Source organism: Citrobacter sp. ABFQG, from assembly GCF_004322975.1.
In the GTDB taxonomy this organism is placed as follows: domain Bacteria; phylum Pseudomonadota; class Gammaproteobacteria; order Enterobacterales; family Enterobacteriaceae; genus Citrobacter; species Citrobacter freundii.
Genome location: NZ_CP036435.1, coordinates 4,058,721 through 4,074,634, shown reverse-complemented (window position 1 = coordinate 4,074,634; position 15,914 = coordinate 4,058,721). Strand labels below are relative to the sequence as shown.

17 protein-coding genes are annotated in these 15,914 nt (G+C 52.2%); 11 read left to right on the top strand and 6 right to left on the bottom strand.

Annotated elements, in window-relative coordinates:
• Positions 1-203 precede the first annotated feature (203 nt).
• The 8 genes from cvpA to hisP all read left to right on the top strand — a co-directional run bounded on the left by cvpA (position 204) and on the right by hisP (position 7,372).
• Positions 204-692 carry a colicin V production protein gene (cvpA, locus tag WN16_RS20080; RefSeq protein ID WP_003028129.1) on the top strand — a complete coding sequence of 163 codons (489 nt, stop codon included), beginning with the start codon at positions 204-206 and terminating at the stop codon, positions 690-692.
• Between the two features lie 33 nt (positions 693-725).
• A complete protein-coding gene (gene purF, locus WN16_RS20075) occupies positions 726-2,243 on the top strand; it encodes an amidophosphoribosyltransferase (RefSeq protein WP_003028127.1) in 1,518 nt (505 codons plus the stop codon).
• 96 nt (positions 2,244-2,339) lie between these two features.
• A complete protein-coding gene (locus tag WN16_RS20070; RefSeq protein ID WP_003028125.1) occupies positions 2,340-2,909 on the top strand; it encodes a UbiX family flavin prenyltransferase in 570 nt (189 codons plus the stop codon).
• A gap of 287 nt (positions 2,910-3,196) precedes the next feature.
• Positions 3,197-3,979: a lysine/arginine/ornithine ABC transporter substrate-binding protein ArgT gene (gene argT, locus WN16_RS20065; RefSeq protein ID WP_003028123.1), complete on the top strand. Its 783-nt coding sequence runs from the start codon at positions 3,197-3,199 to the stop codon at positions 3,977-3,979.
• Between the two features lie 247 nt (positions 3,980-4,226).
• Complete coding sequence (gene hisJ / locus WN16_RS20060) at positions 4,227-5,009, top strand: histidine ABC transporter substrate-binding protein HisJ (RefSeq protein ID WP_003028120.1); 783 nt, start codon at positions 4,227-4,229, stop codon at positions 5,007-5,009.
• A gap of 185 nt (positions 5,010-5,194) precedes the next feature.
• Positions 5,195-5,881, top strand: a complete 687-nt coding sequence (locus WN16_RS20055) for a histidine ABC transporter permease HisQ (protein WP_003028118.1) — start codon at positions 5,195-5,197, stop codon at positions 5,879-5,881.
• The gene (gene hisM / locus WN16_RS20050) at positions 5,878-6,585 is read left to right on the top strand and encodes a histidine ABC transporter permease HisM (RefSeq protein WP_003028116.1); all 708 of its coding nucleotides are present in this window, start codon (positions 5,878-5,880) and stop codon (positions 6,583-6,585) included. The genes WN16_RS20055 and hisM overlap by 4 nt, the downstream gene beginning before the upstream one ends.
• Before the next feature lie 13 nt (positions 6,586-6,598).
• Complete coding sequence (gene hisP / locus WN16_RS20045) at positions 6,599-7,372, top strand: histidine ABC transporter ATP-binding protein HisP (protein ID WP_003839331.1); 774 nt, start codon at positions 6,599-6,601, stop codon at positions 7,370-7,372.
• Positions 7,373-7,405: 33 nt separating this feature from the next.
• Here the strand turns inward: hisP and WN16_RS20040 are convergent, their stop codons facing one another.
• From WN16_RS20040 to yfcG, 4 genes are all read right to left on the bottom strand, one after another.
• Positions 7,406-7,921: a GNAT family N-acetyltransferase gene (locus WN16_RS20040; RefSeq protein ID WP_016150708.1), complete on the bottom strand. Its 516-nt coding sequence runs from the start codon at positions 7,919-7,921 to the stop codon at positions 7,406-7,408.
• A 71-nt stretch (positions 7,922-7,992) separates the two neighbouring features.
• Complete coding sequence (locus tag WN16_RS20035) at positions 7,993-8,886, bottom strand: TIGR01777 family oxidoreductase (RefSeq protein WP_044701200.1); 894 nt, start codon at positions 8,884-8,886, stop codon at positions 7,993-7,995.
• A 20-nt stretch (positions 8,887-8,906) separates the two neighbouring features.
• Positions 8,907-9,269: a dihydroneopterin triphosphate 2'-epimerase gene (folX, locus tag WN16_RS20030; RefSeq protein ID WP_003028107.1), complete on the bottom strand. Its 363-nt coding sequence runs from the start codon at positions 9,267-9,269 to the stop codon at positions 8,907-8,909.
• A 54-nt stretch (positions 9,270-9,323) separates the two neighbouring features.
• On the bottom strand, positions 9,324-9,959 hold the full coding sequence (yfcG, locus tag WN16_RS20025; protein WP_044701227.1) for a GSH-dependent disulfide bond oxidoreductase: 636 nt from the start codon (positions 9,957-9,959) through the stop codon (positions 9,324-9,326).
• A 134-nt stretch (positions 9,960-10,093) separates the two neighbouring features.
• Here yfcG and yfcF point away from each other — a divergent pair, with 134 nt between their 5' ends.
• From yfcF to yfcD, 3 genes are read left to right on the top strand one after another with little or no spacing between them, the layout of a single operon-like run.
• Complete coding sequence (gene yfcF / locus WN16_RS20020; RefSeq protein ID WP_003839339.1) at positions 10,094-10,738, top strand: glutathione transferase; 645 nt, start codon at positions 10,094-10,096, stop codon at positions 10,736-10,738.
• A gap of 55 nt (positions 10,739-10,793) precedes the next feature.
• Positions 10,794-11,345, top strand: a complete 552-nt coding sequence (yfcE, locus tag WN16_RS20015) for a phosphodiesterase (protein WP_032949699.1) — start codon at positions 10,794-10,796, stop codon at positions 11,343-11,345.
• 56 nt (positions 11,346-11,401) lie between these two features.
• Positions 11,402-11,956 (top strand): NUDIX hydrolase YfcD, encoded by a 555-nt coding sequence (yfcD, locus tag WN16_RS20010; protein ID WP_003839343.1) that lies wholly within the window; start codon positions 11,402-11,404, stop codon positions 11,954-11,956.
• Positions 11,957-12,012: 56 nt separating this feature from the next.
• On the opposite strand, the gene yfcC is transcribed toward yfcD, so the two are convergent.
• A complete protein-coding gene (gene yfcC, locus WN16_RS20005; RefSeq protein ID WP_032936558.1) occupies positions 12,013-13,533 on the bottom strand; it encodes a putative basic amino acid antiporter YfcC in 1,521 nt (506 codons plus the stop codon).
• Positions 13,534-13,731: 198 nt separating this feature from the next.
• Complete coding sequence (gene pta, locus WN16_RS20000; RefSeq protein ID WP_003028094.1) at positions 13,732-15,876, bottom strand: phosphate acetyltransferase; 2,145 nt, start codon at positions 15,874-15,876, stop codon at positions 13,732-13,734.
• Between the last annotated feature and the right edge of the window lie 38 nt (positions 15,877-15,914).

Genomic DNA, 15,914 nt, shown 5'->3' with positions numbered 1-15,914 from the left:
GGCGCAGCTCTGATTCAGGCCGGATACGGTGTTTTCACCGCTATCCGGCAGTGCCCGAAGAGGCATAAAACGGTATGGCGTTGAAGATTTTTTCAGCGCCATTTTTATTTACGCGTGGAAAGGAAATCCCTACGCAAACGTTTTCTTTTTCTGTTAGAATGCGCCCCGAACAGGACGACAGGGCGTAAAATCGTGGGACACATATGGTCTGGATTGATTACGCCATTATCGCGGTGATTGGTTTTTCCTGTCTGGTTAGCCTGATCCGTGGCTTTGTTCGTGAAGCATTATCGTTGGTGACTTGGGGTTGTGCTTTCTTTGTCGCCAGCCATTACTACACTTACCTGTCTGTCTGGTTTACGGGCTTTGAAGACGAACTGGTTCGAAATGGGATTGCTATCGCGATACTGTTCATCGCGACACTTATCGTCGGCGCTATCGTTAACTTTGTGATAGGCCAACTGGTAGAGAAAACAGGACTGTCGGGTACCGACAGGGTGTTGGGGATCTGCTTCGGTGCTTTGCGTGGAGCGTTGATCGTTGCCGCCATACTGTTCTTTCTCGATACCTTTACCGGTCTGTCGAAAAGTGAAGACTGGGGTAAGTCGCAGCTGATTCCGCAGTTCAGTTTCATCATCAGATGGTTCTTTGACTATCTGCAAAGCTCGTCAAGTTTCTTGCCCAAAGTATAAACTTTGGGTCGTTGCTGAACGAGGAAAAGACGTATGTGCGGTATTGTCGGTATCGCCGGTGTTATGCCGGTAAACCAGTCGATTTATGACGCGTTAACGGTGCTCCAGCATCGTGGTCAGGATGCTGCGGGCATCATCACCATTGATGCCAACAACTGCTTCCGCTTGCGTAAAGCAAACGGAATGGTGAGCGATATTTTTGAAGCGCGCCATATGCAGCGTTTGCAGGGCAATATGGGCATCGGTCATGTGCGTTACCCAACGGCTGGCAGCTCCAGCGCCTCCGAAGCTCAACCTTTTTACGTCAACTCACCGTATGGCATCACGCTTGCCCATAATGGCAACCTGACCAATGCGCATGAGTTGCGTAAAAAGCTGTTTGAAGAAAAGCGCCGCCACATCAATACCACTTCAGATTCTGAAATTCTGCTGAATATTTTCGCCAGCGAGCTGGATAACTTCCGCCATTACCCGCTGGAGGCCGACAATATTTTTGCTGCCATTGCGGCAACCAACCGCCAGATTCGCGGCGCCTATGCCTGCGTGGCGATGATTATCGGTCACGGTATGGTTGCCTTCCGCGACCCTAACGGTATCCGTCCGCTGGTAATGGGCAAACGCGATATTGGCGATGGCCGTACCGAGTACATGGTGGCGTCTGAGAGCGTAGCGCTGGACACGTTGGGCTTTGAATTCCTGCGCGACGTAGCCCCTGGCGAAGCGGTGTATATCACCGAAAAAGGCCAGCTGTTTACCCGTCAGTGTGCTGATAACCCGGTGAGCAATCCGTGTCTGTTTGAATACGTTTACTTCGCTCGTCCTGACTCCTTTATCGACAAGATTTCTGTCTACAGCGCCCGTGTGAATATGGGGACTAAGCTTGGCGAAAAAATTGCCCGTGAGTGGGAAGATCTGGACATCGACGTAGTCATCCCAATCCCGGAAACCTCCTGCGATATCGCGCTGGAAATTGCCCGTATTCTCGGTAAGCCGTACCGTCAGGGGTTTGTGAAAAACCGCTATGTGGGACGCACCTTTATCATGCCGGGCCAGCAGCTGCGCCGTAAATCAGTGCGCCGTAAGCTGAACGCTAACCGTGCGGAATTCCGTGATAAAAACGTGCTGCTGGTGGATGACTCCATCGTGCGCGGCACCACTTCAGAACAGATTATCGAGATGGCGCGTGAAGCCGGAGCGAAGAAGGTGTATCTGGCCTCTGCCGCCCCGGAAATTCGCTTCCCGAACGTTTATGGCATCGATATGCCTACGGCGACGGAGCTGATTGCGCATGGTCGTGAAGTGGACGAGATTCGCCAGATAATCGGCGCAGATGGTCTGATCTTCCAGGACCTGAACGATCTGATTGAAGCTGTCCGTGCTGAGAATCCGGATATTCAGCAGTTTGAATGTTCAGTGTTTAACGGTGTGTACGTCACCAAAGACGTCGACCAGCAATATCTCGATTTCCTCGACTCCCTGCGTAATGATGATGCCAAAGCGGTATTGCGTCAGAACGAAGCGGAAAACCTTGAAATGCACAACGAAGGTTAATGTTTGCTCGCAAGCAAGGGCGCAACCTGCACCCTTGCTTGCAACTCACCGTAATTTCCTGCAAAGTCGGCCCTGAGCAAGTAAGGGCTATTACACATGAAACGACTCATCATTGGTATTTCTGGCGCAAGCGGGGCAATTTACGGCGTGCGCCTGCTGCAGGTTTTGCGTGACGTTACCGATGTGGAAACCCATCTGGTGATGAGTGCCGCTGCCCGGCAGACGCTGGCACTGGAAACGGACCTCTCTGTGCGCGACGTGCAGGCGCTGGCAAATGTGAATCATGATACGCGCGATATCGCCGCCAGTATCTCCTCCGGCTCTTTTCAGACCGCCGGCATGGTTATCCTGCCGTGTTCAATCAAAACCCTTTCCGGCATTGTCCACAGCTACACTGATGGGTTGCTTACCCGTGCGGCAGATGTGGTGTTGAAAGAACGTCGTCCGCTGGTGCTGTGTGTACGCGAAACGCCGCTGCATCTGGGGCATCTGCGCCTCATGACCCAGGCGGCAGAAATTGGCGCAGTGATTATGCCACCAGTCCCGGCGTTCTATCATCGTCCACAAACGCTCGATGATGTGATTAATCAAACGGTTAATCGCGTGCTTGACCAGTTTGATATTACCCTTCCGCAGGACCTGTTCACCCGCTGGCAAGGGGCGTAAGCCGTTCCATCAGCGTGCAAAGAAACATCCGTTGCCCTGTTTCAGGGCAATTTTGTAACCGCGATCATATCCTCAACATTTAATTCGTTAAAACTCAACGAAACGCTGCGGTTCGACCGTCAGACCTGCTATCTTCAAAATCAGGACATTATTGCAACGTTTTATTAACATATTTAACGTCGAATATCCTCATCGACGCGAAAATGGCATAAGACCTGCATGAAAAAGTCTGCAAACACACAACACAACGTAAAACATAATAAAATTACGCCACTTGAGGGTTATGTATGAAGAAGACGGTTCTTGCTTTGTCTTTGCTGGTAGGACTCTCCGCCACCGCGGCCAGCTACGCAGCACTTCCGCAGACGGTTCGTATTGGTACAGATACAACGTACGCACCTTTTTCCTCTAAAGATGCCAAAGGCGACTTTGTCGGCTTTGATATCGATCTGGGAAATGAGATGTGTAAGCGCATGCAGATCAAATGTACCTGGGTTGCCAGCGACTTTGATGCGCTGATCCCGTCGCTGAAAGCGAAAAAAATTGATGCCATTATCTCCTCGCTTTCTATCACCGAGAAGCGTCAGCAAGAGATTGCATTCTCAGACAAACTTTACGCAGCAGACTCACGGCTGATCGCCGCGAAAGGTTCCCCAATTAAACCGACTCTGGACTCCCTCAAGGGTAAACACGTTGGCGTGCTGCAAGGCTCTACTCAGGAAGCCTATGCCAATGACAACTGGCGTAGCAAAGGCGTGGATGTGGTGGCCTATGCGAACCAGGATCTTATCTATTCTGACCTGACGGCGGGTCGTCTCGACGCAGCGCTGCAGGATGAAGTCGCGGCCAGCGAAGGCTTCCTGAAGCAACCTGCCGGTAAGGACTACGACTTTGCAGGTCCTTCGGTGAAAGATAAAAAATACTTTGGCGACGGAACCGGGATTGGTTTGCGCAAAGATGACACCGAGCTGAAAGCCGCTTTTGATAAAGCGCTGGGTGAACTGCGCAAAGACGGCACCTACGACAAAATGGCGAGCAAATATTTTAATTTTAATGTCTACGGCGATTAATACAGCGGCGTGGGGAATTGACTGCACCATTGCGGGTAACCATTACGGTGCATAATACATTCAGTGCACTGTTTTGGTGCTTTTATCACTGACTTAATAAGCATGAGTGCATACTTAAGCGCTTTTCATGCAAATAAATACCGCCGGCAGGGTAGAATACTTTGCCTTGTCGGCCTGATTAATGGCACGATAACTGCACCTGGTCCTGTAAAGATCCCCTATAAAAGACAGTCTGTTGAGGATAGTTATGAAAAAACTGGTGTTGTCTCTTTCTCTGGTTCTGGCTTTCTCCAGTGCTACCGCAGCATTTGCAGCCATTCCGCAAAAAATTCGTATCGGTACTGATCCTACTTATGCGCCGTTCGAATCGAAAAATGCCCAGGGTGAATTAGTCGGTTTTGATATCGATCTGGCTAAAGAGCTGTGCAAACGTATTAATACGCAATGTACTTTCGTGGAAAACCCGCTGGACGCGCTGATCCCTTCGCTAAAAGCGAAGAAAATCGATGCCATCATGTCCTCGCTTTCCATTACTGAAAAACGTCAGCAGGAAATCGCTTTTACTGACAAGCTTTATGCAGCCGACTCGCGTCTGGTTGTCGCTAAAGATTCAGCTATTCAGCCGACCATTGAGTCGCTGAAAGGTAAACGTGTTGGTGTGCTGCAGGGCACCACCCAGGAAACGTTCGGCAACGAACACTGGGCGCCAAAAGGTATTGAGATTGTCTCTTATCAGGGGCAGGACAATATCTATTCTGACCTGACTGCCGGGCGTATTGACGCCGCGTTCCAGGATGAAGTCGCGGCCAGCGAAGGCTTCCTGAAACAGCCAGTCGGTAAAGATTACAAATTTGGCGGTCCGTCTGTGAAAGACGAGAAGTTGTTCGGCGTGGGTACCGGGATGGGGCTGCGCAAAGACGATAACGAGCTGCGCGAAGCGCTGAACAAAGCCTTTGCCGAAATGCGAGCTGATGGGACTTACGAGAAGCTGGCGAAAAAGTACTTCGATTTTGATGTTTACGGCGGTTAATTACCGCAGGTGCTGATAAAGCCCGTAGATTTTTGATCGACTTATTGCCTGATGGCGGCTGCGCCTTATCAGGCCTACGACGAAAGCTTGTAGGCCTGATAAGCGAAGCGCCATCAGGCATAAAGTGACGAGACAAAATATCAAAAGAGGCTTACTACTCCACCACACACGACAGGACAGGCAGCATGTTGTATGGCTTTTCAGGTGTTATTTTACAGGGCGCAATTGTTACGCTGGAGCTGGCACTCAGCTCGGTGGTACTGGCGGTTCTGATAGGTCTTGTCGGCGCAGCAGCAAAGCTGTCGCAAAGCCGGGCAATGGGGCTTATTTTCGAAGGGTACACAACCCTAATCCGCGGCGTGCCCGATCTGGTCTTAATGCTGCTCATCTTCTACGGATTACAAATCGCGCTGAATACCATTACCGATGCCATCGGTATCGGCCAGATTGATATCGATCCGATGGTTGCGGGCATTATCACCCTTGGATTTATCTACGGCGCCTACTTTACCGAAACTTTTCGCGGTGCGTTTATGGCTGTACCAAAAGGCCATATTGAAGCCGCGACGGCGTTTGGCTTTACCAGCTCACAAATATTTCGTCGCATTATGTTCCCGGCGATGATGCGTTATGCCTTACCGGGAATCGGTAATAACTGGCAGGTTATTCTTAAGGCCACGGCACTGGTGTCGCTGCTCGGCCTGGAAGACGTGGTGAAAGCGACCCAGCTTGCCGGGAAGAGTACCTGGGAGCCGTTCTATTTTGCCGTGGTGTGCGGGGTCATCTATCTGGTATTTACCACTGTTTCTAATGGTGTGCTGCTGTACCTTGAGCGCCGCTATTCCGTGGGTGTGAAGAGGGCTGACCTGTGATCGAGATTATTCAGGAATACTGGAAGTCCCTGCTGTGGACCGACGGATATCGCTACACTGGCGTCGCTATCACCCTGTGGCTTTTGATTTCTTCAGTAGTGATGGGCGGAATACTTGCGCTCTTTTTGGCTATTGGCCGCGTTTCCAGTAATAAATTTATTCAGTTCCCTATCTGGCTGTTCACCTATATTTTTCGTGGCACGCCGCTGTACGTTCAGCTACTGGTGTTTTATTCCGGGATGTATACGCTGGAGATAGTCAAAGGCACGGACTTCCTCAACGCGTTTTTCCGCAGCGGGCTGAATTGCACCGTGCTGGCGCTGACGCTGAATACCTGCGCCTATACCACTGAGATTTTCGCCGGGGCTATCCGTTCCGTGCCTCACGGTGAGATTGAGGCTGCTCGCGCATACGGTTTCTCGTCATTCAAACTGTATCGATGCATTATTTTACCTTCCGCGCTGCGTATTGCGTTGCCGGCTTACAGCAATGAAGTCATTTTAATGCTGCACTCCACGGCGCTGGCGTTTACCGCAACGGTACCTGACCTGTTGAAAATCGCCCGCGATATCAACTCGGCAACGTATCAGCCGTTTACCGCCTTCGGTATTGCCGCTGTACTGTATTTGATTATTTCGTATGTCCTGATTAGCCTGTTCCGTAAAGCGGAAAAACGCTGGTTGCAGCATGTATCCTCTAAATGATTCGAGTAACACGATGTCTGAAAATAAATTAAACGTTATCGATTTACATAAGCACTACGGCGAACATGAAGTGCTGAAAGGGGTGTCGCTGCAGGCCAACGCGGGTGATGTTATCAGTATTATTGGCTCGTCAGGTTCCGGTAAAAGTACCTTCCTGCGCTGCATTAACTTTCTTGAGAAACCAAGCGCCGGGTCGATTATAGTCAGTGGTCAGAACATTGGTCTGGTGCGCGACAAAGACGGTCAGCTCAAGGTTGCGGACAAAAATCAGTTGCGCCTGCTGCGCACGCGTCTGACGATGGTCTTTCAGCACTTTAATCTGTGGAGCCACATGACGGTGCTGGAAAACGTCATGGAAGCGCCGATCCAGGTGTTGGGGCTGAGCAAACAGGAAGCCCGCGACCGTGCGGTGAAGTATCTGGCTAAAGTGGGCATTGATGAGCGCGCGCAGGGCAAATATCCGGTGCATCTGTCCGGTGGTCAGCAGCAGCGTGTTTCCATTGCCCGTGCGCTGGCGATGGAGCCGGAAGTGTTGCTGTTTGATGAACCCACGTCGGCACTAGATCCTGAGCTGGTGGGTGAAGTGCTGCGCATTATGCAACAGCTGGCCGAAGAGGGGAAAACCATGGTGGTGGTGACTCACGAAATGGGGTTTGCCCGTCATGTTTCCACGCACGTGATTTTCCTGCATCAGGGGAAAATTGAGGAAGAGGGCGACCCGGAGCAGGTATTCGGTAATCCGCAAAGTCCACGTTTGCAGCAGTTCCTCAAAGGTTCGTTGAAGTAAATCACCTGCCCGGAGGCGTTACGTTTTCCGGGCTTACAATTTTAGCGCGTCGCGCTCCAGCCGAAACACCCAGTCGTCGTAGGCGATGCCATCAATCTCATACGCCTTTTCCAGTACCTGCGTACGCACAAACCCCGTTTTTTCCAGAATACGAACAGAACCCTTATTCTCCGCGAGTGCGTAAGCGTTTATCGCAGTGACGTCCGTGCGCTCGAAAGCGTACTGGCACACTGCCGTCACGGCTTCGCTGGCAATCCCTTTCCCCTGAGCTTCTGGCAAAATGGCGTAGCCGAGGTCGGCCTCGTGTGGGTATAAATGGCTGATTTGCAGACCAATATCACCGAGAGGTGTTGATTTGTTATGCTCGCGGATGACAAAAGTATGCTGTGCAGCCAGACGTCTGGCGAATAACAGACGTGTGTCTTTCGCTGGGGCAATATCACCCATATAGCGCATGACTTCCGGGCATTCACGTAATCTCTGGAAAAATGACCAGTCAGAAAATTTAAATAAGGAGAGGGTAAGTCGGGGAGTCGAAATTATCGCCATAACGTCGCCATTGCGGAAATCTAGCCTATAACCTTACCACCACAACAGCGACCGTGAATAGAGCTACGGGATTATCGGATCACATCCGCCAGCGCTTCTTCTAAATCGTACCAGCGAAATGCAAAACCGGATGCTTCCAGGCGTTTGGGTAATGCTCGCTGCCCGCCGAGGACCAGTACTGAAGATTCCCCCATCAGCAGCCGCATAGCGGTGGCGGGAATGCGCAGAATGGCAGGGCGGTTTAGAGCGTGTCCCAGCGCGTGGGCAAACTGCTCATTGTGCACCGGGTATGGCGAAACCATATTGAAGGGACCGCGTAGATCATTATTCAGCAGCCAGATAATTCCGTTGACCATATCATCAACATGGATCCAGGCCATATACTGTCGTCCGTTACCGATTGGGCCGCCTAAGCCAAGACGAAATGGCGGGACCATTTTCGCCAGAATACCGCCAGCAGAGGCTAGTACCACGCCGGTACGCAGCATACACACGCGGGTTTTGTCGCTTTGCGCGGTGCTGGCAATTTGCTCCCAGCGGGCACATAGCTTATGGGTAAATTCGTTATGCGGTGGCTCTTCTTCCGTAACCACAACTTCGCCCAAATCGCCGTAGTAACCGGTAGCGGAACCGGAGATTAACACTGAGGGCGGCGTCTCGCTGGCATGGATTAAATCGACCAGTTTCTGCGTAATGCCCCAACGGCTCTGGCACAGGCGTTCCTTTTGTTGTGCGCTCCAGCGCTTATCTGCAATAGGTTCTCCGGCAAGGTTAATCACGGCATCAATGTCATTGAGATGCTGCCGCTCTTCCAGTCCTTTCCATAACGTGACCCGAGAGTCGAGAATCTGACGAGCCTTATCAGGGGTACGTGTCACTACAATTATCTGATGCCCCAGTTCCAGCAGGCAGGGGATCAGATGACGTCCAATCAGGCCAGTACCGCCGGTAATCAGAATCTGCATGTCGCCTCCCGGGTTACGTTTTAGCGCTGCCAGCTCAGCGTCATAGAAACTGAGTCGGCGTAACGCAATGCGTGAAGTTTATCTATCTCCACTTCAGCATAAGTGACCCAGTGATGTTCGCGTGCGATATCGAGCACATCTTGAGTTAATTTTTCTAATAATGAGAAGCGGTTACCCTCCACGTGGGCAATGATGCTTTTGGTGATTGTGCGATAATTCAGCGCGTCGTTGATATCTTCGCTGGTACGGGCTTTGTCTGCCGGATAGTGAATGGCAATGTTGATGACGATATCCTGGCGGTTAAGGATCTCCTCTTCTTTGATGCCGATAAAAGTGCGCAGACGAAGGTTTTTTATACGAATAATAGCGTCAGGTTGTGACATTGCAGGTTTCCTCCATGTATGAACCTTTGCATGATACACGAGAACCGAATTGCGTCATCGCTTCTCGCTTTGTGCGTGCTGCATGGCGCGTTCAGTCGCGGGACGCGTACGGATGCGTTCGTGCCAGTTATTGACCGCCGGATAGTTGTCGAGGTCGATGCGCTGACGCTGATGGGCGTGGATCCACGGCCAGCTGGCAATGTCGGCAATGCTGTAGTGATCGCCTCCCAGCCAGGGTGACGATTCCAGACGTTTATTCATCACGTTGTACAGGCGCTGGGTTTCAACCTGGTATCTTTCAATGGCGTAAGGGATCGTTTGCGGAGCGTAATGACTGAAATGATGATTCTGCCCCAGCATAGGACCCAGACCGCTGACCTGCCAGAACAGCCACTGCAGCGTGGTGTGGCGTTCGCGTAATTCACCGCTGAGCAGCTTACCGCTCTTTTCCGCCAGATAGAGTAAAATTTCTCCGGACTCAAACAAGCTGATGGGCCTTCCGCCGTCCACCGGGGCATGATCGATAATGGCCGGGATTTTATTGTTCGGCGAGATCCGCAGAAAATCGGGGTGAAACTGGCTACCTTTGCTGATATCGACATGAATCAGACGGTATTGCAGCTGCGCCTCTTCAAGAAACAACGTGATTTTGTGACCGTTTGGCGATGGCGTGTAATAGAGATCGATCATTTTCAGCATCCGTTTTGTCATGAACCGGGTCATAACAAGTATAGAGCCTGTTGGCGTGCTTGAGTTTTCATCAAGTGACAGCGAGAGAAAGACTCTATATTTTGAAGGCAAGCTAATACACTTCAGAGGACATTATGAGCAAACCTGCAATTACGCTGTGGTCAGATGCCAATTTTTTCTCCCCTTACGTGCTGTCTGTTTATGTCGCTCTGCAAGAGAAAGGGCTGCCTTTTACGCTGAAAACTGTTGATCTCAACAGTGGCGAACATTTGCAACCTTCATGGCAAGGTTACGCCTTGACGCGCCGCGTGCCGGTTCTTGAGATCGATGGTTTTGAACTGAGCGAATCATCAGCGATTACGGAATTCCTGGAAGAGAGCTTCGCGCCGCCACAGTGGGAGCGTATCTATCCGCACGATGTGCAAAAACGCGCGCGGGCGCGCCAGGTTCAGGCGTGGATCCGCAGCGATTTAATGCCTATCCGTGAAGAACGCTCAACGGATGTCGTTTTTGCTGGCGTGAAGAAAGGACCGTTAAGCGAAGCGGGAAAAGCCAGTGCGGAAAAATTGTTCGCTACTGCCGGCAGTTTACTGAGCCACGGTAAGCAGAATTTATTTGGCGAATGGTGTATCGCTGACTGTGATTTAGCGCTAATGCTTAATCGTCTGGTCCTGAATGGCGATGAGGTTCCGGAAGCGCTTGCGGAATACGCTACCTTCCAGTGGCAGCGCGCTTCAGTACAGCGTTTTATCGCGCTTTCAGCGAAGCGTTCCTGCTGAAAAACGGGCCGTAATCCAGTATCATTACAAGGTACTTTTCAACGAGGAGTGAGTGATGAAACTGATGTTCGCATCGGACATTCATGGTTCGTTGCCAGCCACGGAACGCGTGCTCGAACTGTTTAACGCAAACGGTGCGCAATGGCTGGTGATATTGGGTGATGTTTTAAACCACGGGCCGCGTAATGCGCTTCCAGAAGGCTATGCACCTGCGCAGGTTGCAGAACGGCTGAATGAACAGGCATCGCGAATTATTGCGGTGCGTGGTAATTGCGACAGCGAAGTAGATCAGATGCTCCTGCATTTTCCGATGACTGCGCCGTGGCAGCAAATTCTGACAGAAAACCAGCGACTCTTTTTGACGCACGGACATCTTTTTGGCCCGCAAAATATGCCGGCGCTCAATGCGGGCGATGTTCTGGTTTATGGGCATACTCATCTGCCGGTTGCTGAGCGGCGCGAGGATATCTATCATTTCAATCCCGGCTCGGTAAGCATCCCTAAAGGGGGCTTTGCGGCAAGTTACGGGATTCTGGATGATAATGTTCTCAGCGTAATGGCACTCAATGATCAAAGTGTTATTGCACAGGTCGAGATTAATCCGTAATTTACCCCACAAACATAAACGCGCCGTAAGAGCGCCAGAAAAAAGAAGGTTTCCTGATGGTGGAACAGCGTCGTTTGGCAAGTACTGAATGGGTGGATATTGTGAATGAAGACAACGAGGTCATTGCACAGTCCAGCCGGGAACAAATGCGGGCGCAACGCTTACGCCATCGTGCAACGTATATCGTTGTGCATGATGGTATGGGCAAAATTCTGGTTCAACGTCGCACTGAGACAAAAGATTTTTTGCCCGGTATGCTGGATGCCACCGCAGGCGGTGTTGTTCAGGCTGACGAGCAGATGCTGGAATCAGCGCGCCGTGAAGCAGAAGAGGAACTGGGGATTGCGGGCGTGCCGTTTGCCGAGCATGGTCAGTTTTACTTTGAAGACCAGAACTGTCGCGTATGGGGCGGGCTGTTTAGCTGTGTTTCCCACGGACCGTTCGCGCTGCAGGAAGAAGAAATTAGCGAAGTTTGCTGGCTGACGCCGGAAGAAATTACCGCGCGCTGCGACGAATTTACACCGGACTCCCTGAAAGCCCTGGCGCTGTGGATGACCCGCAACGCCAAGAATGAAGGGGCGAAAGCCGAAAAGCAGGAAGAAGCTGAGTAACCTCTGTTCATCCGGCCTACTGCGTCGAGAAATCGAGTAGGCCGGACGTGCGCTTTTTAATGGTAACCCATTATCTGCGCACCAATCACCACCACGCTGGACATAATAAACAGCAGCCCCAACAGCGTAGCACCTACCTTCAGCCAGTTACGAAAATCCACCCGACAAACACCTAACGTAGCCATCAGAGATGCCGACGTCGGATAGATAATATGGCTGAATCCGTCGCCAAACTGGAAGGCCAGCACGGTAACCTGACGGTTGACGCCAACCAGATCGCCCAGCGGCGCTAACAGCGGCATGGTCAACGCTGCCTGACCAGAGCCGGAGGTGACGAAGAAATTAAACACCGCCTGGAACAACAGCATAAACCACGCCGCGATGGCGTTATCCAGTCCGCTGATGCCATTGGCAATACTGTGCAGCAGAGTGTTTAACACGCTGGCTTCACCCGCCTCTCCATTACCGACCAGCAGTAAAATGCCCTTGGCAAAACCAACCAGCAGGGCTGGGGCAATCATCATTCGTGCTCCCTCAGTAAATGAGGAGGCCATGATGTTGACCGTCATGCCGTTGAGCCGAAACACGACGCCGATAATGCCAATCAACAGTCCCATGGTGAAGAACTGGCTGGCGATCTCAGGAATGAACCATGCGTGGACGATAACGCCCCAGATGACCCACACGATCACGCCCGTCAGCACCATCAGCACCAGCCAGTCGCCGAGCGTGAAGCGGCGCTCAATGACTTCATCCTGCTGTTCGCGGAAGAAACGGTCTGATTCATGCACGCGCGACAGCTGCGGATTCTTTTTGATGCGCGCCGCATAGGCCAGCGTGAAGGTCAGGCCAATCATTGTGGCAACGACCCACACCACGATACGCAAACCTGAGCCGGAGAGCACCGGAACGCCCGCAATACCCTGCGCGACCACCACGCAAAATGGGTTCATCCATGAGCTGGCGAAACCAATCTGAGTCGCGATATAGGTCACCAGAACGGTGGTGATACTGTCGTAACCTAGCCGGACCATCAGCGGCGCGATGATAATGGCAAAGGCAACCGCCTCTTCCCCCATGCCAAACACCGCGCCGCCTAAGGAGAAGAGAATAAACAGCACTGGGATAAAGAGGACCTCGTTGCCCCGCGTATGGCGGATGAGCGCCAGGATGCCGTTATCAATGGTGCCGGTACGCATAACGATGCCAAATGCGCCGCCAATGACCAGCATAAACATAATGATGCCGACCGCAGTGCCGAATTTCGAGCCGGAGGTTAAGCCTTCGAACGGAAAATTCATCAGGCCTGGGCGCTCATCTCCGGTGGTAAAGAACTTAACTGGGTGATACTGCTCTTCACCAGCTTCATTGGTCAGAATACGAAAGGAATGAGGGTCAACCACCTTACGGGTTTTGGTTTGTCCATCAACCTGATATTGCACTTCCTGGCTGTCGAACATCCCGACGGGAACAACCCATGTCGCCAGACTGGTTAAAATGGCGACGAAAAAAATAATCACCAGCGTGTCGGGCATCGCCCATTTTTTGGCTGGCTGTGATTCTGTTACTGCTGACATGAAAGACTATCCCTGTTGCAACGCAAAGAGGGTAAGTATGCGAACAGAAGAATAGTTATTCATTGATGCAGCGCATTCAGGCAAATATTTCAGATTATGCCAAAGGGGAAACAGACATAAAAAAACCGGAAATATCAGCTATTTCCGGTTTGATAAGTAGATGTGTTGCCGGATAAGAGATCCGGCACACTCGGCAGATTATTGCTGCTGCTGGGAAGACTGGATCGCGGTCAGTGCGATGGTATAGACGATATCGTCTACCAGCGCGCCACGAGACAGGTCGTTCACCGGCTTGCGCATACCCTGCAGCATCGGCCCGATGGAGATCAGGTCGGCAGAACGCTGTACCGCTTTGTAGGTGGTGTTACCGGTGTTCAGATCCGGGAAGATGAACACGGTAGCGCGACCTGCAACCGGAGAGTTCGGCGCTTTGGATTTCGCAACGTCAGCCATAACGGCGGCGTCGTACTGCAGCGGGCCGTCGATCATCAGGTCAGGACGTTTTTCCTGCGCCAGACGAGTCGCTTCACGAACTTTCTCTACGTCGCTACCTGCACCAGAGGTACCGGTGGAGTAGGAGAGCATCGCAACGCGCGGTTCGATACCGAAGGCAATCGCGGATTCAGCGGACTGAATAGCGATTTCTGCCAGCTGTTCTGCGGTTGGATCCGGGTTGATCGCGCAGTCGCCGTAAACGTAAACCTGATCCGGCAGCAGCATGAAGAACACAGAAGACACCAGGGAACTACCCGGTGCAGTTTTGATCAGCTGCAGCGGTGGACGAATGGTGTTCGCAGTAGTGTGAACGGCACCGGAAACCAGACCGTCAACGTCGTCCTGTTCCAGCATCAGGGTACCGAGAACGACGTTGTCTTCTAGCTGTTCGCGGGCAACGGTTTCGGTCATGCCTTTGTTCTTACGCAGTTCGACCAGACGAGCAACGTAGCTTTCGCGAACCACATCTGGATCAACGATTTCTACGCCAGCGCCAAGTTCAACGCCCTGAGAGGCCGCAACGCGGGTGATCTCATCCGGGTTACCCAGCAGTACGCAGGTTGCGATACCACGTTCAGCACAGATGGCTGCCGCTTTAACGGTACGCGGTTCGTCGCCTTCCGGCAGAACAACGCGTTTGCCCGCTTTACGTGCCAGCTCGGTCAACTGATAACGGAACGCTGGTGGAGACAGACGACGGCTGCGCTCAGACGTTGCGGTCAGAGATTCAATCCAGTCAGCGTTGATGAAGTTAGCAACGTATTCCTGAACTTTTTCGATACGCTCGTGATCGTCAACCGGAACTTCCAGGTTGAAGCTCTGCAGGCTCAGAGAGGTCTGCCAGGTGTTGGTGTTTACCATGAATACCGGCAGGCCGGTTTCGAATGCACGTTCGCACAGTTTGGTAATGCGCGCGTCCATTTCGTAGCCGCCGGTCAGCAGCAGGGCGCCAATTTCTACGCCGTTCATCGCTGCCAGACATGCTGCAACCAGCACGTCCGGACGGTCAGCGGAGGTCACCAGCAGGGAACCTGCGCGGAAGTGTTCCAGCATGTGCGGAATGCTGCGTGCGCAGAAAGTCACAGACTTCACGCGACGGGTATTGATATCGCCTTCGTTTACGATGGTGGCGTTCAGGTGACGCGCCATATCGATTGCACGGGTAGCGATCAGATCGAAGCTCCATGGCACCGCGCCCAGAACCGGCAGCGGGCTGGATTCTTGCAGTTTAGCCGGATCAACTTTGATCACTTTCGCTTTGGAAGAGTCGTCGAAAATCTCGGACAGATCCGGGCGAGTACGGCCCTGCTCATCAACCGGTGCGTTCAGTTTGTTAACGATTACGCCGGTGATGTTGGTGTTTTTCGCGCCACCGAAGCTGCTGCGAGTCAGTTCAATACGCTCGTTCAGTTGTTCCGGGGTATCGGTGCCCTGAGACATAACGAAGACGATTTCTGCATTCAGCGTTTTCGCGATTTCGTAGTTCAGAGACTGCGCGAACTGATGTTTACGGGTTGGGACCAGGCCTTCAACCAGGACAACTTCAGCGTCTTTAGTGTTCGCGTGGTAGTTCGCGATGATCTCTTCCATCAGCACATCTTTCTGATTGCTGGACAGCAGAGATTCAACGTGGCTCATCTTCAGCGGCTCAGCGGCTGGCAGAGAAGAGTTAGCACGGACGATGCTGGTAGTCTGGTCTGGCGCATCGCCACCGGCACGCGGTTGAGCGATCGGCTTGAAGACGCTCAGACGAACGCCTTTGCGTTCCATTGCGCGGATCACGCCAAGGCTGACGCTGGTCAGACCGACGCTGGTTCCGGTAGGGATCAGCATAATAATACGGGACACGGTTTATCCTCTTTCGTTACCGCCCGTTTCAGGCGGGT

Excerpts from the sequence above, each read along its gene's own strand:
- yfcD (WP_003839343.1), top strand. The coding sequence starts at position 11,402 with ATGGTGGAACAGCGTCGTTTGGCAAGTACTGAATGGGTGGATATTGTG.
- folX (WP_003028107.1), bottom strand. The coding sequence starts at position 9,269 with ATGTCACAACCTGACGCTATTATTCGTATAAAAAACCTTCGTCTGCGC.
- yfcC (WP_032936558.1), bottom strand. The coding sequence starts at position 13,533 with ATGTCAGCAGTAACAGAATCACAGCCAGCCAAAAAATGGGCGATGCCC.
- argT (WP_003028123.1), top strand. The coding sequence starts at position 3,197 with ATGAAGAAGACGGTTCTTGCTTTGTCTTTGCTGGTAGGACTCTCCGCC.
- yfcG (WP_044701227.1), bottom strand. The coding sequence starts at position 9,959 with ATGATCGATCTCTATTACACGCCATCGCCAAACGGTCACAAAATCACG.
- hisJ (WP_003028120.1), top strand. The coding sequence starts at position 4,227 with ATGAAAAAACTGGTGTTGTCTCTTTCTCTGGTTCTGGCTTTCTCCAGT.
- WN16_RS20055 (WP_003028118.1), top strand. The coding sequence starts at position 5,195 with ATGTTGTATGGCTTTTCAGGTGTTATTTTACAGGGCGCAATTGTTACG.
- WN16_RS20035 (WP_044701200.1), bottom strand. The coding sequence starts at position 8,886 with ATGCAGATTCTGATTACCGGCGGTACTGGCCTGATTGGACGTCATCTG.
- cvpA (WP_003028129.1), top strand. The coding sequence starts at position 204 with ATGGTCTGGATTGATTACGCCATTATCGCGGTGATTGGTTTTTCCTGT.
- yfcE (WP_032949699.1), top strand. The coding sequence starts at position 10,794 with ATGAAACTGATGTTCGCATCGGACATTCATGGTTCGTTGCCAGCCACG.
- WN16_RS20070 (WP_003028125.1), top strand. The coding sequence starts at position 2,340 with ATGAAACGACTCATCATTGGTATTTCTGGCGCAAGCGGGGCAATTTAC.
- hisP (WP_003839331.1), top strand. The coding sequence starts at position 6,599 with ATGTCTGAAAATAAATTAAACGTTATCGATTTACATAAGCACTACGGC.
- purF (WP_003028127.1), top strand. The coding sequence starts at position 726 with ATGTGCGGTATTGTCGGTATCGCCGGTGTTATGCCGGTAAACCAGTCG.
- yfcF (WP_003839339.1), top strand. The coding sequence starts at position 10,094 with ATGAGCAAACCTGCAATTACGCTGTGGTCAGATGCCAATTTTTTCTCC.
- WN16_RS20040 (WP_016150708.1), bottom strand. The coding sequence starts at position 7,921 with ATGGCGATAATTTCGACTCCCCGACTTACCCTCTCCTTATTTAAATTT.